This window comes from Parafrankia discariae (assembly GCF_000373365.1).
GTDB classification, from domain to species: domain Bacteria; phylum Actinomycetota; class Actinomycetes; order Frankiales; family Frankiaceae; genus Parafrankia; species Parafrankia discariae.
The window spans coordinates 19499-41395 of the sequence record NZ_KB891218.1; the positions used below are offsets into that span (position 1 = coordinate 19499).

A 21897-nucleotide genomic window follows, 5' to 3' on the forward strand; every position below is an offset into this window, starting at 1 on the left:
TGGTGGGCGTGATGAACCACCTGCTCTCCACCGCGGATCTCAAGCTCGACGACGCGCTGCTGGTGCTCGACACGGCGGACCGCATGGCGCGGGTCGCGGACGCACCGGTCCGCAAGCTCCCGACGCTGCGCGGCCGGACCGTGGTCAATCTGTTCTTCGAGGACTCCACCCGTACCCGCACGTCCTTCGAGGTCGCCGCCAAGAGACTGTCGGCAGATGTGATCAATTTTTCGGCCCGGGGGTCAAGCGTGTCGAAGGGTGAGAGCCTGAAGGACACGGCGCAGACCCTCGAGGCGATGGGCGCGGACGCCGTCGTCTGCCGCCATCCCGCCAGCGGCGCCCCGCACCGGCTGGCCAGCTGGGTGCGCGGCAGCGTCGTGAACGCCGGTGACGGCACCCACGAGCACCCCACCCAGGCGCTGCTCGACGCGTTCACCATCCGTCGCCGGCTCGGCCGACTGGACGGGCTGGCCGTGACGATCGTCGGGGACGTCCTGCACTCCCGGGTGGCCCGCTCCAACGTCTGGCTGCTGACCACCCTCGGCGCGCGGGTGACCGTGGTCGCCCCGCCCACCCTGGTGCCGCTGGGTATCTCCGGGTGGCCCGTCGAGGTGTCCTACGACCTCGACGCCGTCCTGCCCAAGACCGACGTGGTCATGATGCTGCGTGTGCAGCGGGAGCGGATGTCGGCGGCGTTCTTCCCGACCGAGCGGGAGTACAGCCGCCGGTACGGCCTCGACGCGGACCGGGCCGCGCTGATGCCCGAGCACGCCCTGGTCATGCACCCCGGCCCGATGGTCCGCGGGATGGAGATCGCCTCCTCGGTGGCCGACTCGCCGCGCTCGACGGTGGTCGAGCAGGTCGCGAACGGGGTGAGCGTCCGCATGGCCGTCCTCTACCTGCTGCTCGGCGGCAGCGGCGCCGAACGGGAGTCCTCATGACAGCGGTGATCGTGGTGCGTGGCGTCCGTCCGCTGGGCGGGGACGCGCGGGATCTGGTGCTCGCCGGCGGGACGATCGCCGCGGTCACGCCGGTCGGGGGCGCCGAGCACACCGGTGTCGTGGCCGAGGCCGCCGCGGGCTGCGCCGACGGGACCCGCCCCGCCCCGCTGGTCGTCGACGCCACCGGGCTGGTCGCGCTGCCCGGGCTCGTCGACCTGCACACCCACCTGCGTGAGCCCGGGCGGGAGGACGCCGAGACGGTCGAGTCCGGCACCCGCTCGGCGGCGCTCGGCGGGTACACGACGGTGTTCGCGATGGCCAACACCGACCCGGTCGCCGACACCGCCGGCGTGGTCGAGCAGGTGTGGCGGCTCGGCCAGGACGCCGGGCACTGCGACGTGCGCCCGGTCGGCGCGGTGACCAGGGGGCTGGCCGGCGAACGGCTCGCCGAGCTCGGCGCCATGGCCTCCTCCGCGGCGGCGGTCCGGATGTTCTCCGACGACGGTCACTGTGTGTCCGACGCGTTGCTCATGCGCCGCGCGCTCGAGTACGTCAAGGCGTTCGACGGCGTGATCGCGCAGCACGCGGAGGAGCCGCGGCTGACCACCGGGGCGCAGATGAACGAGGGTGCCATGGCCGCCCGGCTGGGCCTGCCCGGCTGGCCGGCCGTGGCCGAGGAGGCGATCATCGCCCGGGACGCCCTGCTGACCGGGCACGTCGGGTCGCGCCTGCACATCTGCCACGTCTCCACGGCGGGCTCGGTCGAGCTCATCCGATGGGCCAAGGCGAAGGGCTGGCGGGTGACCGCGGAGGTCACCCCGCACCACCTGCTGCTCACCGAGGAACTCGTCGCCTCGTACGACCCGGTGTACAAGGTCAATCCGCCACTGCGGACCGAGGCCGACACAGAGGCACTGCGAGCCGGCCTCGCGGACGGCACGATCGACTGTGTGGCCACCGATCACGCCCCGCACGCCTCCGAGGACAAGGAGACGGAGTGGGCCGCGGCCCGGCCCGGGATGCTCGGCCTCGAGACGGCGCTGTCCATCGTGATCCAGACCATGGTCGAGACCGGCCGGCTCGACTGGGCCGGCGTCGCCGACCGGATGGCGCTGGCGCCGGCCCGGATCGGCGCCGTCGCCGACACGCCGCGTGACACCGCGGGCTTCGCCCAGGTGGGCGCGCCCGCCACCCTGACCCTGCTCGACCCGCAGGCGCGCCGGGTGATCGATCCACTCGCCGTCGCCAGCCGGAGCAGCAACACTCCGTACGGTGGCCGCACGCTGCCCGGTGCCATCCGGGCGACGTTCCTTCGGGGCCGGCCCACCGTGCTCGACGGGAAGATCATATGACCTCCGCCTCTCGGCCCATGTCCCTGCCGGGGATCACCCCGTTCGCGCTGGCCGGCCCCGTGCTGGCCGCCGGTGGCAAGGATCAGACGGGCCTGCACCTGCTCCTCGCCTTCGGCCTGTTGCTCCTGGTCGTGGCGGTCGTGGGCGCGATGCGACGGGCCTGGCGCGGCCGGTCGCAACAGCAGGAGGAGAACCTGCCGGACCTGCCCGAGCCGCCGGAGCAGACCGGGAACGTGCTGGCCGCCCCCCTGCGCGGCCGCTACCTCGGCACGGTGGACGCCGGCCACTGGCGGGAGTGGATCGCGGCGCGCGGGCTGGCCGGGCACGACGGCGACTACATCGCCGTCTACGAGCTGGGAGTGCGGGTCGACCGGGACGGCGAGGCGTTCTGGATCCCCCGCGAGGCCGTGCGGGGTGCCCGGCTCGAACGGGCGCACGCCGGTAAGGTCTCCGCGCCCAGCCGGCTGATCGTGGTCGCCTGGTCGTTCGAGGGCCGGGAGCTGGAGGCCGGTTTCCGCGGCGAGGACCGGGCCCGCCAGCCGAAGGTCGTCCGCTCCGTGCACGACCTCATCGGGCCGGCGCCCGCCCAGCCGATGTCCGGCGACATCACCTCGCCGCACGCCCTGCCCCGGCCGCGCAACCGGCTGCGGCCCCGCGTGCCGGCGGCGGCCCGCCCGGGCGCGCCCGGCGCCGCGGCCTCCGCCCGCGGGCAGCGTCCTGATCTCGCCGCGGTGGCCCCGGGCGGGCCCGCGACGATGCCGATCCCGGTCAATGGTCGCCAGCCCCGGGGGGAGCGGGCCGGGTGGCGCCGCGGTGGCGCCGGCGCGGCGGCCACCGGATCCGGCGAGGCCGGCCCCACCGGTGCCTACGAGACGGGTGCCGGCACGGGTGCCTACGAGACGGGTGCCGGCACGGGTGCCTACGAGACGGGTGCCGGCACGGGTGCCTACGAGACGGGTGCCGGCACGGGTGCCTACGACATCCGTGCCCACGTCACCGGTGCGCACAGTGTCAGCGCCCCTGGCACTGTCGGCCACGGCACCGCCGCTCACGAGACCGGCTCCCCCTCCACCGGCGGGTACGACACCGGCTCCCACCGCGCGGGCGGCTACGACACCGGCGCCAACCGGGCGGGTGGGTACGACACCGGCGGTTACCGGACCGGCGCCTACGACGTGAGCGTCCAGGGGACGGGCTCCCAGCCCGTGAGCGGCGCGACGGCCGGTTACGACACGGCCGGATACAGCACGGCCGGCTATGACACGGGCGGATACAGCACGGGCGGGTACAACCCGCCCGGATACAGCCCTCCCGGCTACGGGACTGACAGCTACGACCTGCGGGGCCAGGGCCAGGGCACCGGCGCGCTGGAGGCGCGCGGTCCGGACGCCCGCGGTTACGGCACCGGTGGTTACGGCACCGGTGGGTACGAGCGTCCCGGCACTCCCGGACCGCCCGCCGCCGACCCGGGGGCGCCGGACCCGGCCGCGTACCACCTGGGCGCCGGCGACACCGGCGCCTACGACACCGGTTCCTACGGCACCGGCGCGTACAACACTGGTTCCTACGACACCGGCGCCCGTGGCACCGGCGCTTACGACACCGGTTCCTACGGGTCCGGCGGCCACGGCGCGGGCGCCGGTGTCGCGGGATCCCCCGCCCCGCGTGGCTACGGTCAGGGTGCCTACGACCAGGGTGGACGCGGCCCGAGCGGGCGGGACCAGGGCGGGCGGGACCAGGGCGGACGTGACCAGGGCGGATACGGCCGGGACGGGTACGACGTCGACCCGGCGGGGCGGCCGCGCGAGCAGCGGGCCGACACCTTCACCGTGCCACCCGGCGAGGCCTCGTACCGGCGGGAGGAGTACCCGTGACAGCGGCGTCCTGGCAGTCGGCCAGGCGTGAAGGAGGAGGCCTGGCCGCAGGCCGGGCCCTACGGATCGATGCGGGGGTGAGCCGGTGACCGGCTTGGACAGGCAGCCGGCTCCGCCGGAGTGGGAACAGGCCCGGCGCGGGCCGGGAGCGCCCCGGCGCGCGGTGCTCATGCTCGAGGACGGCCGGAGCTTCGCCGGGGACGCGTTCGGCTCGGTCGGCGAGGCGTTCGGCGAGGCGGTCTTCTCCACCGGGATGACCGGCTACCAGGAGACCCTCACCGACCCGTCGTTCCACCGCCAGGTCGTGATCATGACGGCGCCGCACATCGGCAACACGGGGGTGAACGACACCGACTACGAGTCGGACCGCATCCAGGTGGCCGGCTTCGTCGTGCGGGACCCGAGCCGGCTGGCGTCGAACTGGCGCGCCCAGCGCACCCTGGACGACGAGCTCGAGAATGCCGGGGTGGTCGGGATCAGCGGGGTCGACACCCGTGCGCTGACCCGGCACCTGCGCGAGCGCGGCGCGATGCGGTGCGGGGTCAGCAGCACCGACACCGATCTCGACTCGCTGCTCGACCGGGTGCGCGAGTCGCCGGAGATGGTCGGCGCCGACCTCGCCCCGGAGGTCAGCACGGACCAGCCCTATGTCGTCGAGGCGCGGTCGGGCCTGCCGGTCTTCACCGTCGCCGCGCTGGACCTGGGCATCAAGCGGAACACCCCGCTGTCCATGGCCGCGCTGGGCTGCGAGGTGCACGTGCTGCCGGCCCGCAGCACGGCCGCCGAGCTGCTCGCCCTCTCGCCCGACGGGGTCTTCCTGTCGAACGGCCCGGGTGACCCGGCCCGCGCGGACTACGCGGTCGAGACGCTCACCGGGATCCTGGCGGCCGGTGTCCCGGTCTTCGGGATCTGTTTCGGCAACCAGGTGCTCGCCCGGGCCCTGGGCTTCGAGACGTACAAGCTGACCTACGGCCACCGCGGCGTGAACCAGCCCGTGGCCGACACCCGGACCGGCCGGATCGCGGTCACCAGCCACAACCACGGCTTCGCGGTGCGTGCGCCGCTGACCGGCACGACCGACACCCCCCACGGGCGGGTCGAGGTTAGCCACGTGGCGCTCAACGACGACGTGGTCGAGGGCCTGACCTGCCTGGACGTGCCGGCGTTCAGTGTCCAGTTCCATCCCGAGGCGGCGCCTGGCCCGCACGACGCCCAGGGACTGTTCGACCGGTTCTGCGGCCTGATGGCGGCCGGCCGGCGGAAGCGGGGAGAAGGCTGATGCCCAGGCGCGAGGATCTGCGCTCCGTGCTGGTGATCGGCTCCGGGCCGATCGTCATCGGCCAGGCGTGCGAGTTCGACTATTCCGGGACGCAGGCGTGCCGGGTGCTGCGGGCCGAGGGCCTGCGGGTGATCCTGGTCAACAGCAACCCGGCCACGATCATGACGGACCCGGAGATCGCCGACGCGACCTACGTCGAGCCGATCACCCCGGACATCGTCACGAAGATCATCGAACGGGAGCGGCCGGATGCCATCCTGGCCACGATGGGCGGGCAGACCGCGCTGAACACCGCGGTCGCCCTGCACGACGCCGGGGTGCTCGAGCGGTTCGGCGTCCGGCTCATCGGCGCCAACATCGACGCGATCCGCTCCGGCGAGGACCGGCAGGCCTTCAAGGACATCGTCGCCGCCGTCGGCGGCGAGACGGCCCGCAGCGCGATCTGCACGACCGTGGACGAGTGCCTGGCCGCGGCCGAGGAGTTCTCCTACCCGGTCGTGGTGCGCCCGAGCTACACCCTCGGCGGCGCCGGCAGCGGGTTCGCGCACGACCCCGCCGAGCTGCGCCGGATGTCCGCGGACGGGCTGGCGGCCAGCCCGACCACCGAGGTGCTCGTCGAGGAGTCGGTGCTCGGCTGGAAGGAGTTCGAGCTCGAACTGATGCGCGACCGCGCCGACAACGTGGTCGTCGTGTGTTCGATCGAGAACATCGACCCGATGGGCGTGCACACCGGCGACTCGGTGACCGTCGCCCCGGCGATGACCCTGACCGACCGCGAGTACCAGTGCATGCGGGACATGTCGATCGCCGTCATGCGCGCCGTCGGGGTCGACGCGGGCGGCTGCAACATCCAGTTCGCGGTCGACCCGGCCACCGGGCGGCTCGTCGTCATCGAGATGAACCCGCGGGTGTCCCGTTCGTCCGCGCTGGCCTCGAAGGCGACCGGCTTCCCGATCGCGAAGATCTCGGCCAAGCTGGCGCTGGGCTACACCCTCGACGAGATCCCCAACGACATCACCCGCACCACGCCGGCGGCCTTCGAGCCGACCCTCGACTACGTCGTGGTGAAGGTGCCGCGCTTCGCGTTCGAGAAGTTCCCGGGCGCCGACACGATGTTGACCACGACGATGAAGTCCGTCGGGGAGGCGATGGGGGTCGGGCGCAGCTTCGCCGAGGCGCTGCAGAAGGCGCTGCGCTCGATGGAGCAGTCGGGCCTGTCGTTCACCTTCGAACCGCCCGACCGGTCCGCGGCGGAGCTGCTCGACGCGGCCCGCACCCCGCACGACGGGCGGCTGCACACCGTCCAGCAGGCGCTGCTGGCCGGTGCGACGGCCGCCGAGGTGACCGAGACCACCGGCATCGACCCCTGGTTCGTCGACCAGATCGTGTTCATCAACGAGGTCGCCGCGTCGCTGGCCCGCAACCCGGAGGGCATCCGCCGCGCCAAGCGCGCCGGATTCTCCGACGCCCAGCTCGCGGGCCTGCTCGGCACCAAGGAGGACGTGGTCCGGTCGTTCCGGCACCGCGCGGGCATCCGTCCCGTCTACAAGACGGTCGACACCTGCGCCGCCGAGTTCGCCTCGGAGACGCCCTACCACTACTCGTCCTACGACTCCGAGACCGAGGTCGCGCCGAGCGACAAGCCCCGGGTGATCGTGCTCGGCAGCGGGCCGAACCGGATCGGGCAGGGCATCGAGTTCGACTACGCCTGCTGCCACGCCGTGATGGCGCTCTCCGACGCCGGCTACGAGACCGTGATGGTCAACTGCAACCCGGAGACGGTCTCCACCGACTACGACACCGCGGACCGCCTCTACGTCGAGCCGCTGACCGTCGAGGACGTCCTGGAGGTCGTGCACGCCGAGTCGCAGGCGGGGCCGCTGGCCGGGGTGATCGTGTCGCTGGGCGGCCAGACCCCGCTGGGTATCGCCGCCGCGCTCGCCGACGCCGGCGTCCCGCTCGTCGGCACGCCGCCGAAGGCCATCCACCTCGCGGAGGACCGCGGCCAGTTCGGGCAGGTGCTCGCCACCGCCGGCCTGCCCTCGCCGCCGCACGGGGTGGCCACCTCCTACGCCGAGGCGCGCACGGTCGCCGACCGGATCGGCTACCCGGTGCTGGTGCGGCCGTCCTACGTGCTCGGCGGGCGGGGCATGGAGATCGTCTACGACGATCCGATGCTGCGCGACTACATCGAGCGCGCCACCCAGATCTCGCCGGAGCACCCCGTGCTGGTGGACCGCTTCCTCGACGACGCGGTCGAGATCGACGTGGACGCGCTCTACGACGGCACCGAGCTCTACCTCGCGGGCGTGATGGAGCACATCGAGGAGGCCGGGGTGCACTCCGGCGACTCCGCCTGCGCGCTGCCGCCGATCACCCTCGGGCGCTCCGAGCTCGACCGGATTCGCGAGTCCACCCGGCTGATCGCCGAGGGGGTGGGCGTGCGCGGGCTGCTCAACGTGCAGTACGCGCTGCAGTCCGACGTGCTCTACGTGCTGGAGGCCAACCCGCGCGCCTCGCGCACGGTGCCGTTCGTCTCCAAGGCGACGGCCGTGCCGCTGGCCAAGGCCGCGGCCCGGGTGATGCTCGGCGCGACCGTGCCCGAGCTGCGGGCCGAGGGCCTGCTGCCGGAGTACGGCGACGGCGCCACCCTGCCGCTGGACTCGCACATCTCGGTCAAGGAGGCCGTGCTGCCCTTCGGCCGGTTCCGGGACGCGGGCGGGCGCGGGGTGGACACGGTGCTCGGCCCGGAGATGCGCTCCACCGGCGAGGTGATGGGCATCGACGACGGCTTCGGCACCGCGTACGCCAAGTCGCAGGCCGCGGCCTACGCGTCGCTGCCGACCTACGGCCGGGTGTTCGTCTCCGTCGCCAACCGCGACAAGCGAGCGATGATCTTCCCGATCAAACGGCTGGCGGACCTCGGCTTCGTCGTCTACGCGACCGAGGGCACCGCCGACGTGCTGCGGCGCAACGGGGTCAAGGCCGTGGTTCTCGGCAAGCATCGGGCTCCCAGCGAGAACCTCATCGACTGCGTCGAAATGATCATGTCTGGCCAGATCGACCTGGTCATCAACACGCCGTGGGGTGTCGGGCCACGGCTGGACGGCTACGAGATCCGCACCGCCTGCGTCAGCGCCGGGGTGCCCTGCATCACCACCATTCAGGGCGCCGCCGCGTGCGTGCAGGGTATCGAGTCGCTGGTACGGGGCGAACTGGGGGTGCGCCCGCTGCAGGAGTACCACGCGGCCCTGCGGTCGACCTGGGGGACGACCCCCGAGGGGCTGCCCGGAGCGACCTCCGCCGCCGGCTCCCGCGCGGTCCGCGAGCCGGGGGCGCGGCCCGATTCGGGTGCCGGGTCGCGGACCGGCACCGATGCCGATGCCGGGTCGGACTCCGGCCCGGCCGGTGGGGCGCCCGCCTCGACCGTGGCGGACCGGTGACCTCATCGGGCGCCCCCCGTCGGTGGGCGCCACCGGCGGGCCGCGCCCCGGTCGCGGTCGCGCTCGACGCCCCGGACGCTGCCACGGCGCTGGGCTGGGCCCGGGCGGTGGCGCCGCATGTGGCCGTGCTGAAGATCGGCCTGGAGCTCTTCTACCGGGCCGGGCCGGCGATCGTGACTGCGCTGCGTGACGAAGGGCTGCTGGCGCCGGCTCGGCCGGCGGAGCCCTCGGCGCCCGCTCGGGTGGTGAGTTCCGTCACGAAGGGTGACGCCGCGAACGGCCCGGGTGAGTCGGACGGCCACCCGGCACCCGAGCTCTTCCTCGATCTGAAACTCCATGACATCCCGGCGACCGTGGCCGGCGGGATGCGCTCGCTGGCCACGCTGGGACCCCGTTTCGTGACCGTGCACGCGGCCGGCGGCGCGGCGATGGTGCGGGCGGCGGTCGACGCCGGGCCCGATGTTCATGTAACCGCGGTCACGGTGTTGACGTCGTTGGACGACGCCGCGCTCGCCGCCGTCGGGCTGTCCGGACCCCCCTCGGACGCCGTCCGCAGGCTCGCGGTGCTCGCTGTCGAGGCCGGCGCGAGGGCGCTCGTCTGCAGCCCGAAAGAGGTCTCCTTGGTCCGTGCGGAGCTCGGTGAAACTGTGACTCTCATCACGCCTGGAGTGCGTCCGGAGGGGTCTGAGCGGGCTGACCAGGCCCGGGTCGCCACCCCGGAACGGGCCCTCGCCGACGGTTCGGACCTCCTTGTGATCGGCCGTCCGATCACCTCCGCGGCCGATCGGGCCGTGGCCGCCGCCACTATCGCCACCAGGGTTACTCCACTCCGGTAGGCCCTTGACCTGCGTAAACGCCACTACGGGTGGATCTGGGCCGCTCTGGGGGCCCGAGTACCGGTACGGTGGGGCCGCTACGGACCGAATGCGTCCGGCGCGTGCGACGCAGGTCATTCATCCGGGCAAAGGCTGTGTCTTGTGGGGACAATACGGGGCACCCCCGTGATGCAGCACCGGCTGGACCGAGGAGCCTCTTCCTCGCTAGTTTGCGCGGCGCGATCACCGAATTGAGGAGGCGTACCCGTGACCCTGCCGCCCCTGACGCCTGAGCAGAGGGCCGCCGCCCTCGAGAAAGCCGCGCTGGCCCGTAAGCAGCGCGCCGAACTCAAGGAGCGGTTGAAGAAGGGGGAGATCAGTCTTGCCGCCGTTCTCGAGCTGGCGGACAGCGATGAGATCGTCGGCAAGATGAAGGTTTCCGCGGTCTTGGAGTCGCTTCCCGGAGTGGGCCGTGTTCGGGCCCAGAAGATCCGGGAGCGACTCGGTATCAGCCCGACCCGCCGCTTGCGCGGGCTCGGGGCCAAGCAGCGTGCCGCGCTCCTCGAGGAGTTCGGCACGGGCGCCTGACTGTGGCGTGATGCATAGGCGTTCCGATTGCCGGGCCGTTGGTAACGGCCCGTAACGGACGCCGCCGGAAGGTGCTGAGGTCGTGAGGCGTCGACACGTTCCGGTGCCGTCGGCGTTCAATGCGTCGCGGATTCGCGCCACCCGATCAATCGCCAGCGGGCCGTGAGGAGTTGTCGCCGAATGTCTTGGGACTAAAGTCCCAGGGTTCGGTGATGGCGATCCCGATCCGTTTGGCGTGCACCGGCCGGGTCCACCCGTGTGGTCACCCGACCGGGTTCCCATTGACGGCCGCATACCATCAGGGCGAACGGGGGAACCCGTACTTTGATGGCATCTTGATGACGATGGTCCGTTGGCTGACGGTAGGGGACGGCGGGCGCCGGGGGGCGCCGGGCCGGCCGTCGCCGGCGCGGCCCGTCCACCCCGTCCACCCCGTCCGGACCTGCGTGACCCCGTGGAGGGGCTCTAAGGTGTCGGAATGGGACTGACCGTGTTGTCGGGGCCGTCCGGAGTAGGGAAGGGCACGGTCGTCGCCGCCGTCCGCCGGCTGCACCCCGAGGTGTGGGTGTCGGTGAGCGTGACGACGCGAGCGCCACGGCCGGGCGAGACGGACGGCGTCGAGTACCACTTCGCCGACGCGGAGGAGTTCGCCCACATGGTCAAGGTGGGGGAGTTCGTCGAGCACGCGATGTTCGCGGGGCACGCCTATGGCACTCCTCGGGGACCGCTCGAGGAGCGGCTGGCACAGGGCGTTCCCTGCCTGCTGGAGATCGAGCTGCAGGGCGCCCGGCAGGTCCGGTCGGCGATGCCGGGCGCCCGGTTCGTCTTCCTCGCCCCACCCACCTGGGACGAGCTCGTCCGTCGCCTCACCGGTCGGGGCACCGAGGCACCCGATGTGGTCCGTCGGCGCCTCGACCGGGCCCGCATCGAGCTGGCGGCCGAGACGGAGTTCGACGAGGTCGTGGTGAACGACGAGGTCACGGCCGCGGCCGCGAAGCTGGTCGGGCTGATGACCGGTCGCCCGCGCGACGCGCACCGCGCGGCGGACGTCTCGTGACCGGCGGCCCGCCGCCGGCCCCTCGACCACCGGCCCTTCTGGTGCCACACCTCCCGGCCGCGAACGGCTCGGTGACGGGCTGTACCGGTTCTGGCTGTACTGTTACCCGGGACAGGGCTCGGCCCAGGCCGCCCACGGCAGGCCTGGAGCCGCCCGACCGCCCCACCCCGGAAGGACACCGTGTCCGGTACTGTCGCCCAGCCCGAGGGCATCACGAACCCGCCGATCGACGAGCTGCTCGAGGCCACCGACTCGAAGTACAGCCTCGTCATCTACGCGGCGAAGCGGGCCCGCCAGATCAACGCCTACTACTCCCAGCTCGGCGAGGGCCTGCTGGAGTACGTCGGCCCGCTGGTGGAGACGACCAGCGCCCAGGAGAAGCCGCTGTCGATCGCGCTCCGCGAGATCAACTCCGGTCTGCTCACGCACGAGACGATCACCGACCCGCTGCCGCCGGTCTCCTGACCCGCACGGTCACCACGGGCCGCTCGGCCCGTGTTGGCGGCTCGGCCCGGGTCCGTTCCGCCGGTCCGGCTCGTCCCGCTCTGCTCGGCTGTCGCGCGTGACGGGCGGCGGGGTGGGGGTGACCGGCGCCGACCCGGCCGGGCCGCCGCGGCGGCCGCGGGTCGTGCTCGGCGTGTCCGGCGGCATCGCCTCGTACAAGGCCGTCGAGGTGCTGCGCCAGCTGACCGAGTCCGGCCACGACGTCCGCGTCGTGCCGACCGCCGCGGCGCTGCGCTTCGTCGGTGAAGTCACCTGGGCGGCGCTGTCCGGCCAGCCGGTGGTGACCGACCTGTTCACCGACGCGGAGGACGTGGCGCACGTCCGGGTCGGGCGGGAAGCCGACCTGGTGCTGATCGTGCCCGCCACCGCGGACCTGATGGCGCGGGCCGCGGCGGGGCGGGCGGACGACCTGCTCACCGGCACGTTGCTCACCGCCACCTGCCCGGTGCTCTTCGCTCCCGCCATGCACACCGAGATGTGGCAGCACCCGGCGACCCGGGCCAACGTCGCCCTGCTCCGCGAGCGGGGCGCCCTCGTGCTGGAGCCGGCCGTCGGCCGGCTGACCGGCGCCGACTCCGGGCCGGGTCGGCTGCCGGAGCCCGCCGAGATCGCCGCGGTCGCCCGGGCGGTCCTCGCCCGTGGGCGCGACGGCGTGCGGCCCGACCTCGCCGGCCGCCACGTGCTCGTCAGCGCCGGCGGCACCCGCGAGTACCTCGACCCGGTGCGCTTCCTCGGCAACGCCTCCAGCGGGCGGCAGGGGTACGCCCTAGCCCGCGCGGCGGTGGCCCGCGGCGCGGCGGTCACCGTCGTGGCCGCCAACGTCGCCCTGCCCGACGTGGCCGGCGCGACCACGGTGCCGGTGGGCTCGGCGGCCCAGTTGCGCGACGCGGTGCACGCCGCCGCCCCGCGCGCCGACGTCGTGATCATGTCGGCGGCGGTCGCCGACTTCCGGCCCGCCACCGAGCACAAATACAAGATCAAGAAGGAGTCGGCGGCGCCGGACGCCATCGAGCTGATCCGTAACCCGGACGTTCTGGCCGAGCTTGTCGCGAACCGCCGGCCCGGTCAGGTGCTGGTCGGGTTCGCGGCCGAGACGGGCGGACCCGACGCCGGGGTCCTCGACCTCGCCCGGGCGAAGCTCGCCCGCAAGCCGGTGGACCTGCTGGTGGTGAACCGGGTCGGGTCCGGGCTGGGATTCGAGGTGGAGCAGAACAGTGCCGTCCTCCTCGACGGCTCGGGCGGAGCGGCGGAGATCCCGCTGACCAGCAAGGATCTTCTCGCCCACCAGGTTCTCGACCGGATTGTCGGCGCACTGCGCGATCGAACCCGGCCGGTGCGAGTACCCCTGAGCGAACCTCGGTAAACTGCGTCGGTATCAGTCCTGATCTCCCCAGGGGGTAGTCCAGTGGCGACGCGCCTTTTCACGTCCGAGTCCGTCACGGAAGGACACCCGGACAAGATCGCTGACCAGGTCAGCGACTCCATCCTCGATGCCATGCTCAAGGACGACCCGAAGAGCCGGGTCGCCGTCGAGACCATGATCACCACCGGCCAGGTGCACGTCGCCGGCGAGGTGACCACCAAGACCTACGTCGACATCGCCTCGGTGGTCCGCGAGCGGATCCTGGAGATCGGTTACGACTCCTCCAAGAAGGGCTTCGACGGCGCGTCCTGCGGCGTGAGCGTCTCGATCGGCTCGCAGTCGCCCGATATCGCGCAGGGCGTCGACACCGCGCACGAGGCCCGCGTCGAGGGCTCCACCGAGGACGACCTCGACCGTCAGGGCGCCGGTGACCAGGGCCTGATGTTCGGGTTCGCCTGCGACGAGACCCCCGAGCTCATGCCGCTGCCGATCGCCCTGGCGCACAGGCTCGCCCGGCGGCTGTCCGCCGTCCGCAAGGACGGCCAGGTCGGCTACCTGCGTCCGGACGGCAAGACCCAGGTCACCATCGAGTACGAGGACGGCAAGCCGGTCCGGCTGGACACGGTCGTCGTCTCCTCGCAGCACGCCGCCGACATCGACCTCGACACCCTGCTCGCGCCCGACGTCGCCGAGTACGTCGTGGAGCCGGAGCTCGCCCTCCTCGAGATCAGCACCGAGGGTCGCCGTCTGCTGGTGAACCCGACCGGCCGCTTCGAGATCGGTGGCCCCATGGGCGACGCCGGCCTCACCGGCCGCAAGATCATCGTTGACACCTACGGCGGGTACGCCCGGCATGGCGGCGGCGCCTTCTCGGGCAAGGACCCGTCCAAGGTCGACCGCTCGGCCGCCTACGCCATGCGCTGGGTCGCCAAGAACGTCGTGGCCGCGGGCCTGGCCAGCCGCTGTGAGGTCCAGGTCGCCTACGCGATCGGCAAGGCCCACCCGGTCGGTCTGTTCGTCGAGACCTTCGGCACGGGCAAGGTGCCGGACTCGCAGATCCAGGACGCCGTCACCCAGGTCTTCGACCTCCGCCCGGCCGCGATCGTGCGGGACCTCGACCTGCTGCGCCCGATCTACGCGCAGACCGCCGCCTACGGGCACTTCGGCCGTCCCGAGCTGGACTTCACCTGGGAGGCGACCTCCCGGGCCGACGCGCTCTCGGCCGCCGTCAAGGGCTGACGTCACCTGATCCGCCCGCAGGGGCGGAGTCGACCCCGGTGTGGGTCGGCTCCGCCCCTGCGCCTTTTCCGGACGATCTGCTCTGCCGGACGATCTGCTCTGCCGGGCGGGCGGCGGCGCGCGGGTGCCGGGGAGGCCGATCCTGTCCGCCGCGACTGGTACGAATGCGGCATGGACGACGAGAGCGCGGTGATTCCGGGCCTTGCCGGCGCTGGGGCCGGTGTCGGCGCTGGCGTCGGCGTGGCCGCGGGCTCCCGTTCAGCGAGGCCGGGGGCGACCGCGGCGAAGTCGGGAACTGCCGCGGCGCGGGCGGCGACCGTCGCGGCGAAGCCGGGCGGCTCCGAGAAGCCCGGCGCGGTGGTCCCGGCTGACGAGCTGCCGATCGCCCGGGTCGTGGTCGACACCCCGCTCGTCCACCTCGACCGCCCGTTCGACTACCTCGTACCGGCCGCCATGGCCGGTACCGCGGTGCCCGGCTCGCGGGTGCGCGTCCGCTTCGGCGGGCGCCTGGTGGACGGGTTCGTCCTCGAGCGGTCCGAGCGGTCCGAGCACCCCGGGCGCCTCGCGCCGCTGGCCCGGTCGGTGTCGGCGGAACCGGTGCTCTCCGGGCCGGTCGCCCGCCTCGCCCGCGCCGTCGCCGACAGGTACGCCGGGACGATGGCCGACGTGCTGCGCCTGGCCGTCCCGCCGCGTCACGCCCGCGCCGAGGCGGAGCCGGCCGTCACCGCGCCCGGGGATGCTTCCGGCACTGGCGCCGCCGCGGTTTCTGCCCCGGACGCTGCGCCGGCCGTCACGGAGTGGTCGAGCTACCCCGACGGCCCCGACTTCCTGGCCGCGCTGTCCGGCGGGCACTCACCGAGGGCGATCTGGTGGGCGCCGCCGGGGCCCTCCTGGCCAGCCATGATCGCCGCGGCGGTCGCGGCCACGGTCGCCTCCGGGCGGGGCGCGCTCATCGTCGTTCCCGATCACCGGGACGCCGACCGCGTCGCCGCGGCGTTGACGCCTGCCGCGTCCGGGCCTGGGCCTGGGGCGGTGGGGGGAGGCGTACCGGCCGTGCTGCGGGCCGATCTCGGCCCGGCGGAGCGGTACCGGCGCTTCCTGGCGGTCCGCCGCGGGCAGACGCGGGTGGTCGTGGGGACCCGTGCCGCGGTGTTCGCGCCCGTCGCCGACCTCGGCCTGCTCGTCGTCTGGGACGACGGGGACGACCTGCACTCCGAACTCCGGGCGCCCTACCCCCACACGCGCGACGTGGCGGTCCTGCGGGCCCGGGAGGAGGGCTGCGCGGTGCTGGTCGGTGGGTTCTCCCCGTCGGTGGACGCCGAGGCCCTGGCCCGGGTGGGCTGGGCCGGCCGGCTGGCGACCGGCCGGGACGCCGCGCGGCGGCTCGCGCCCCGGGTGGAGGCGGTCGGCTCCGACTTCGAGGCGTCCATCGATCCGGCCGCGCGGGCGGCCCGGCTGCCCTCGCTCGCCGTGCGCGCCGCGCGCGCCGCGCTGGCCGGCGGCGCGCCGGTGCTGGTCCAGGTACCGCGGCGTGGATACCACCCGTCCATCGCGTGCGCGGACTGCCGCCGGCCGGCCCGATGTCGGAACTGCTCGGGCCCGCTGGGCCGGTCCGCCGCCGGGGCCGCACTGGCCTGCCGCTGGTGCGGCCGTCCGGTGCCGCGCCCCGCCGGCCATCCGCCGGTGGCCGGGCGGGAGCCCGTCCCGGGGCGGGCCGCGGTTTCCGCCGCCGGCGTGATGTCCGGCCGCGCGGTGTCCGGCCGTTCCGCGGTGTCCGGAGACTCCGCGGTGTCCGGGGGCGGCCCGGGTGGATGGCGGTGCGCGGGCTGCGGTGGGGCACGCCTGCGGGCGTCGGTGACCGGCGACCGCCGCACCGCCGAGGAACTGGGCCGGGCGTTTCCCGGCGTCCCGGTACGGATTTCCGGTCGTGACACGGTGCTGGCCACGGTGCCGGCCGAGCCGGCACTCGTGATCGCGACACCGGGCGCGGAGCCGGTCACCCAGGCGGGCTACGGGGCGGTCCTGCTCCTCGACGGCTGGGCGCTGCTCGGGCGCCCCGATCTGCGCGCCGGTGAGGAGACGCTGCGGCGGTGGATGGCCGCGGCCGCGCTGGCCCGGCCGGCGTCGGCCGGCGGGTTGGTGGTCGTGGCGGCGGATCTCGGGCTCGGCCCGGTGCAGGCGCTGGTGCGCTGGGATCCCGGGCTGTTCGTCGCCCGGGAGTCGGACGAGCGTGCCGAGCTTGGTTTCCCCCCGGTGAGCCGGGTGGCGGCGGTGGAGGGCACCCCCGCCGCGCTCGACGACCTGCTGGCGGCGGCCACGCTGCCGGCCGGCGCGGAGGTCCTGGGCCCGGTGCCGGTCCCGCGGCGGGAGTCGGGCCGTGGGGCCGGCGCGGAGCAGGCTGCCGGCCCCGGGCCCCCTCCCGGACCTGGGGCGGGGCCCGGCACCGGCCCGGGCCCGGGGGAGGAGTCCGAGCGTCTGATCATCCGGGTGCGCCGGGAACAGGGCGCCGACCTCGCCGCCGCGTTGCGGGCCGCCCGCGGCGTGCTGGACGCCCGCCGCGCCGGTCGGGTGCGCGTCCAGCTCGATCCGCTGATGATCGGCTGATGTCGGCGGCCCGGCCCGGGGCAGTCGGTCCGGTCCGCCGGGGCGCCGGTTCCCACGCGACCCGTAGCATGAAAGCGTCCGATCTCACTGGACCGAGGTCGGTCAGGTGACGACTTTTGGGAGTGACCGTGTCCGTCCGCGATATCCGCCTCCTCGGGGATCCGGTGCTGCGTACGGTCGCCGACCCGGTGGCGACCTTCGACCGGGAGCTGCGCCGCCTCGTTGACGATCTCGCCGACACCATGCGCGACGCCGGCGGCGTCGGCCTCGCCGCGCCGCAGCTGGGGGTGTCGTTGCGCGTCTTCACGTACCTCGACGACTCGGACGACGTCGGGCACCTGATCAACCCGGTCCTGGGGCCCTTCAGCGAGGAGATGATGGACGGCGAGGAGGGCTGCCTGTCGATGCCGGGGCTGGCATTCGACCTGCGCCGTCCGGAACGCGTCCTCGCCGTCGGCCAGAACTCCCACGGTGACCCGGTCACCGTCGAGGGCAGTGGCATCCTGTCCCGATGCCTGCAACACGAGACCGATCACCTCGACGGGATCCTGTTCATCGACCGTCTCGACAAGGAGACGAAGCGGGCGGCCATGAAGGCGATCCGCGAGGCGGAGTGGTCGGACGAGCCGAAGCCCACGGTCAAGGTGTCGCCGCACCCCCTGTTCGGCCGCGGGCGCTGAGCCGGCAGGCAAAGATCATCGCATTGGCCGTCCTCACCGCGATGGCCACCGGAACGGTGATCGGCACAGCGGTAGGGTCGACGATCGGGTCCGCCGCCGGGTCGATGATCGTGATGATGGTCGGGACGATTGGGTCCGCCGCCGGGAATCCGGCTCGGGAACGGCGCTGAGGGAGCTGCGGTCATGCGTCTTGTCTTCGCCGGTACGCCGGCGGTCGCGCTGCCCAGTCTGCGCGCCCTGCTCGACAGTCCCCGCCATCAGGTGGTCGCAGTGGTGACCCGTCCCGACCGGCCCGCCGGCCGCGGCCGGCACCAGCGATCCTCACCGGTCCGCGAACTGGCGGACGAGCGTGGCCTGGAGGTGCTCGCCCCGGCCCGTGCCGGTGACCCCGACTTCCTCGCCCGGCTCGGCGAGATCGCCCCCGACTGCTGCCCGGTGGTCGCCTACGGCGCGCTGCTGCCCCGGCCGGCCCTCGACATCCCGAAGCGTGGCTGGGTGAACCTGCACTTCTCGCTGCTGCCCGCCTACCGCGGCGCGGCGCCGGTGCAGCGCGCCGTCCTCGCCGGGGAGGACATGACCGGCGCCAGCGTGTTCGAGATCGAGCCGGCCCTGGACTCCGGCCCGGTCTACGGGGTGCTCACCGAGCGGATCCGTCCCACGGACACCTCCGGGGACCTGCTCGACCGCCTCGCCGTCGCCGGCGCGCGGCTGCTGGAGGCGGTCATGGACGGCATCGAGGACGGCACCCTGCAGGCCCGCCCGCAGCCGTCCGACGGGGTCTCGCTGGCCCCGAAGCTCGCCGTCGAGGACGTCCGCGTCGACTGGTCGGCCCCGGCCGTCGCGGTCGACCGGCTGGTGCGGGCCGCCACACCGGCGCCGGGTGCCTGGACGACCTTCCGCGACCGGCGGGTCAAGCTCGGTCCCGTGCGGCCGGCGCCCGCGGGGCACGCTTCGCTGCCCCCCGGGCGGATCGCGGTGCCCGAGCGTGGGCTCGTACTGGTGGGGACGGCCACCGCGCCGGTGGTCCTCGACGAGGTCCGTCCCGAGGGGAAGGCGCCGATGCCGGCGGCCGACTGGATCCGCGGCCTGCGGCCCGGCTCGGACGAGGCGTTCGCGTGAGCGTCTCCGCGCCCCGCAGGGGCGGCACCACGGACCCGGCCCGCCTGCTCGCCTGGGAGGTGCTGCGCGCCGTCGACGAGCGGGGCGCCTACGCCAACCTGCTGCTGCCCGCGCTGCTGTCCGGGCGCCGGCTCTCCCCCCGCGACCGGGGTTTCGCCACCGAGCTGACCTACGGATCGCTGCGGGCCCAGGGCACGCTGGACGGCGTCCTGAACACGGTGACCAGCCGGCCCGTCGCCAGCGTCGACCCGCCGGTGCGCGACGCGCTCCGGCTGGGCGCCTACCAGCTGCTGTCGACCCGGGTGCCGCCCCGCGCGGCGGTCGCCTCGACGGTCGACCTGGTCCGGGCCACCTGCGGGGAGCGCCCGGTGCGTTTCGCGAACGCGGTGCTGCGCCGGGTCGCCGCGCGGATCGAGGCGGCGGCCGGCGACATCGCGGTCCTGCTCTCGGCCCCGGACATCGCCGCGGACCCGGCCGGCCATCTCGCGGTGGTCACCGCGCACCCTCGCTGGATCGTCGACGTCGTGCTCGACGCCCTGGGCGGGGACGTCGCCGGCGCGCACGCCGCGCTGGCCGCCAACGACACCCGGCCGACCGTGCACCTGGTCGCCAGGCCAGGCCGGATCGACGCCGAGACGCTGGTGGCGCAGGCCGCCTCGGTCGGCCTGGGGGCGCGGCGCGGCGCCGGCTCGCCCTACGCCGTCCACCTGGACGGGGGAGACCCGGGCACGCTGCCCGCCGTCGCGGCCGGCGACGCCTCGGTGCAGGACGAGGGCAGCCAGCTGGTCACCCTGGCGCTCGCCTCGGTCTCCACCGTCGGCCGGGACACCGGGCTGACCGTGGACCTGTGCGCCGGGCCCGGCGGCAAGTCCGCCCTGCTGGCCGCGCTGCAGGCCGCCGGTGGTCCGGCGCGGGCTCTCGATAATCCGGCGCGGGTCGCCGGTGATCCGGCGCCGGCCGGTCGGCTGCTCGCGCTCGAACCGCGAGCGGCGCGGGCCGGCCTGGTCGCCGCCTCGCTCGCCGGGTTCCCGGCCGCCCTGGCGGTGCGCGCCGACGGGCGGTTCCCGCCGGTGCGCCCCGGTACGGCCGACCGGGTGCTGGTGGACGTGCCGTGCTCCGGCCTCGGCGCGCTCCGGCGCCGGCCCGAGGCCCGCTGGCGGCGCACGCCCACGGACGTCGCCGCGCTGGTGCCGTTGCAGCGCCAGCTCCTCGTCGCCGCGCTGGACCTGGTCCGCCCGGGCGGGGCGGTGGCCTATGTCACCTGCTCGCCGCACCCGGAGGAGACGTCCGAGGTGGTCACCGCGATCGCCCAGCAGCGGGGGGACGTGGCCATCCTCGACGCCCGGCGCTGCCCGCCGTTCGCCGACGGTCTGCCGGGCGGCCTCGGGGACGGCCCGTTCGTCCAGCTCTGGCCGCACCTGCACGGCACCGACGCGATGTTCCTGGCGCTGCTGCGCCGGGCGGACCGCTGACCGGCGGGCCTGGATACGCTCGCCGCGTGGCAACCGCGCAGATATATCCCAGCATGCTGGCCGCCGACTTCGGCCGGATCGCGGACGCGGCGCGTGCCGTGGCCGGGCACGCGGACTGGCTGCACGTCGATGTCATGGACTACCACTTCGTGCCCAACCTGGCGTTCTCCCCGGACACGGTCGACGCCCTGCGCCGGGTCACCGACACCCCGCTCGACTGCCACCTGATGATCGAGAACCCGGACCGCTGGGCGCCCGGCTTCGCCGAGCGGGGCGCGGCGAACGTGACGATCCACGCCGAGGCGGTCGGCGACATCGCGCGCACCACCGACGCGATCCGCGCGGCCGGTGCCCGCACCGGGCTGGCGGTCAAGCCGGCGACCCCGGTCGAGCACTACCTGGACGACCTGCACCGTTTCGACCTGCTGCTGTTGATGACCATCGAGCCGGGCTTCGGTGGCCAGAAGTTCATGGACGAGGTCCTGCCGAAGATCGCCGCGGCCCGCCGCCTGATCGACGAGCGTGGCCTGGACCTGTGGCTCCAGATCGACGGTGGGGTCAACCGGGAGACCATCGAGCGCTCCGCCGAGGCGGGGGTGGACGTCTTCGTCGCCGGCACGGCGGTCTTCGGTCTGGACGACCCGGCGGCGGCGGTCGAGTCCCTGCGAGCGCTCGCGCTGGCGGCCGCGCCGCGGCTCACCGCCCCGTCCGCGGCCTCGTCCGGCGCCCCACGCGCGGCCTCGTCCGCCGCCGACGACGGGGTACCGGCGTGAGCGGGATGCGCCCCGCGGCCGGCGGGCCGCCGCCCGGCACCCCCGACGGCGACCGGCACTGGCTGGGCCGGGCCGTCGAGCTGAGCCGGCGCTGCCCGCCGTCGGTCACCGCCTTCGCCGTCGGCGCGCTCGTCGTCGCCGCCGACGGGACGCCGCTCGCCGAGGGCTACTCGCGGGCCGAGGAGCCGGCCGACCACGCCGAGGAGGTGGCGCTGCGTCGGCTGCCGCCGGGCGGCCTGCCCGCGGGCGCGACCGTGTACAGCTCGCTGGAGCCGTGCAGCGCCCGCGCCTCCCGCCCGCGGACCTGCACCGAGCTGCTGCTGGCCGCCGGGGTCCGCCGGGTGGTCTTCGCCTGGCGGGAGCCGGCCCTGTTCGTCGACTGCGACGGCGCCGAGCGGCTGGCCGCCGCCGGTGTCGAGGTGCTCGAGCTCGCCGAGCTCGCCGAAGGTGTGCGGGCGGTGAACGGCCACCTGATGCGGTGACCGCCGCGGACGTCCCACGAGGTTCCCGGCGGGGCGGTCCTCAGCGGGGTGGTCCCCGGCGAGGATGACGTGGATTACGGTCCGTGCCCCGAGCATTCAAGGCGCCCGTATGTCAGACTTAACCGTGTACTAACAACAGCACGCGCGCTCCGGGGTCGGTGAAACTCCGAGCCGGCGGTGACAGTCCGCGACCCGTCCACCCTTGTGGTGGCCGGTTGACCTGGTGGAATTCCGGGACCGACGGTGAAAGTCCGGATGGGAGGACGCGCGCGGGGCACCGCTGTGCCGGCCACGTGTGCGTGGCCGTCCTGG

The 21897-nt window shown here is 74.2% G+C and carries 17 protein-coding genes and 1 riboswitch; all 17 genes read left to right on the plus strand.

The genetic code is table 11. The annotated features are described in order from the left end of the window. Positions 1-11 precede the first annotated feature (11 nt). The 17 genes from B056_RS0116785 to B056_RS0116870 all read left to right on the plus strand — a co-directional run bounded on the left by B056_RS0116785 (position 12) and on the right by B056_RS0116870 (position 21585). Positions 12-941, plus strand: coding sequence for an aspartate carbamoyltransferase catalytic subunit (locus B056_RS0116785; RefSeq protein ID WP_026239787.1), 930 nt, complete (start codon positions 12-14; stop codon positions 939-941). Continuing rightward, positions 938-2293, plus strand: a complete 1356-nt coding sequence (locus B056_RS0116790) for a dihydroorotase (RefSeq protein ID WP_020572541.1) — start codon at positions 938-940, stop codon at positions 2291-2293. The genes B056_RS0116785 and B056_RS0116790 overlap by 4 nt, the downstream gene beginning before the upstream one ends. Before the next feature lie 17 nt (positions 2294-2310). Continuing rightward, on the plus strand, positions 2311-4167 hold the full coding sequence (locus tag B056_RS44480; protein WP_051105650.1) for a PH-like domain-containing protein: 1857 nt from the start codon (positions 2311-2313) through the stop codon (positions 4165-4167). Between the two features lie 85 nt (positions 4168-4252). Beyond that, positions 4253-5446: a glutamine-hydrolyzing carbamoyl-phosphate synthase small subunit gene (gene carA / locus B056_RS0116800; protein WP_018503028.1), complete on the plus strand. Its 1194-nt coding sequence runs from the start codon at positions 4253-4255 to the stop codon at positions 5444-5446. Beyond that, positions 5446-8889 (plus strand): carbamoyl-phosphate synthase large subunit, encoded by a 3444-nt coding sequence (gene carB / locus B056_RS0116805; RefSeq protein WP_018503029.1) that lies wholly within the window; start codon positions 5446-5448, stop codon positions 8887-8889. Before carA ends, carB begins: the two co-directional genes overlap by 1 nt. Then, positions 8886-9725 (plus strand): orotidine-5'-phosphate decarboxylase, encoded by an 840-nt coding sequence (gene pyrF, locus B056_RS0116810; protein WP_018503030.1) that lies wholly within the window; start codon positions 8886-8888, stop codon positions 9723-9725. The genes carB and pyrF overlap by 4 nt, the downstream gene beginning before the upstream one ends. 246 nt (positions 9726-9971) lie before the next feature. Continuing rightward, complete coding sequence (gene mihF, locus B056_RS0116815; protein ID WP_018503031.1) at positions 9972-10292, plus strand: integration host factor, actinobacterial type; 321 nt, start codon at positions 9972-9974, stop codon at positions 10290-10292. A gap of 478 nt (positions 10293-10770) precedes the next feature. After that, complete coding sequence (gene gmk, locus B056_RS36895; RefSeq protein WP_018503032.1) at positions 10771-11349, plus strand: guanylate kinase; 579 nt, start codon at positions 10771-10773, stop codon at positions 11347-11349. Positions 11350-11529: 180 nt separating this feature from the next. Then, a complete protein-coding gene (rpoZ, locus tag B056_RS0116825) occupies positions 11530-11814 on the plus strand; it encodes a DNA-directed RNA polymerase subunit omega (protein ID WP_018503033.1) in 285 nt (94 codons plus the stop codon). 112 nt (positions 11815-11926) lie between these two features. Further along, positions 11927-13216: a bifunctional phosphopantothenoylcysteine decarboxylase/phosphopantothenate--cysteine ligase CoaBC gene (coaBC, locus tag B056_RS0116830; RefSeq protein WP_020572543.1), complete on the plus strand. Its 1290-nt coding sequence runs from the start codon at positions 11927-11929 to the stop codon at positions 13214-13216. Between the two features lie 42 nt (positions 13217-13258). Continuing rightward, positions 13259-14455, plus strand: a complete 1197-nt coding sequence (gene metK / locus B056_RS0116835) for a methionine adenosyltransferase (protein WP_018503035.1) — start codon at positions 13259-13261, stop codon at positions 14453-14455. Positions 14456-14626: 171 nt separating this feature from the next. Then, positions 14627-17059 carry a primosomal protein N' gene (locus B056_RS0116840; protein ID WP_018503036.1) on the plus strand — a complete coding sequence of 811 codons (2433 nt, stop codon included), beginning with the start codon at positions 14627-14629 and terminating at the stop codon, positions 17057-17059. A 128-nt stretch (positions 17060-17187) separates the two neighbouring features. Next, on the plus strand, positions 17188-17739 hold the full coding sequence (def, locus tag B056_RS0116845; RefSeq protein WP_026239788.1) for a peptide deformylase: 552 nt from the start codon (positions 17188-17190) through the stop codon (positions 17737-17739). A gap of 183 nt (positions 17740-17922) precedes the next feature. Further along, positions 17923-18858 carry a methionyl-tRNA formyltransferase gene (gene fmt, locus B056_RS0116855; RefSeq protein WP_018503039.1) on the plus strand — a complete coding sequence of 312 codons (936 nt, stop codon included), beginning with the start codon at positions 17923-17925 and terminating at the stop codon, positions 18856-18858. After that, entirely contained in the window at positions 18855-20330 is a 1476-nt protein-coding gene (locus B056_RS0116860) for an RsmB/NOP family class I SAM-dependent RNA methyltransferase (protein WP_018503040.1), read from the plus strand. The genes fmt and B056_RS0116860 overlap by 4 nt, the downstream gene beginning before the upstream one ends. A gap of 26 nt (positions 20331-20356) precedes the next feature. After that, positions 20357-21103 (plus strand): ribulose-phosphate 3-epimerase, encoded by a 747-nt coding sequence (gene rpe, locus B056_RS36900; protein WP_018503041.1) that lies wholly within the window; start codon positions 20357-20359, stop codon positions 21101-21103. A gap of 5 nt (positions 21104-21108) precedes the next feature. After that, positions 21109-21585 carry a cytidine/deoxycytidylate deaminase family protein gene (locus tag B056_RS0116870; protein WP_018503042.1) on the plus strand — a complete coding sequence of 159 codons (477 nt, stop codon included), beginning with the start codon at positions 21109-21111 and terminating at the stop codon, positions 21583-21585. 140 nt (positions 21586-21725) lie between these two features. Further along, a riboswitch (FMN riboswitch) is annotated at positions 21726-21856 on the plus strand. Positions 21857-21897 lie beyond the last annotated feature (41 nt).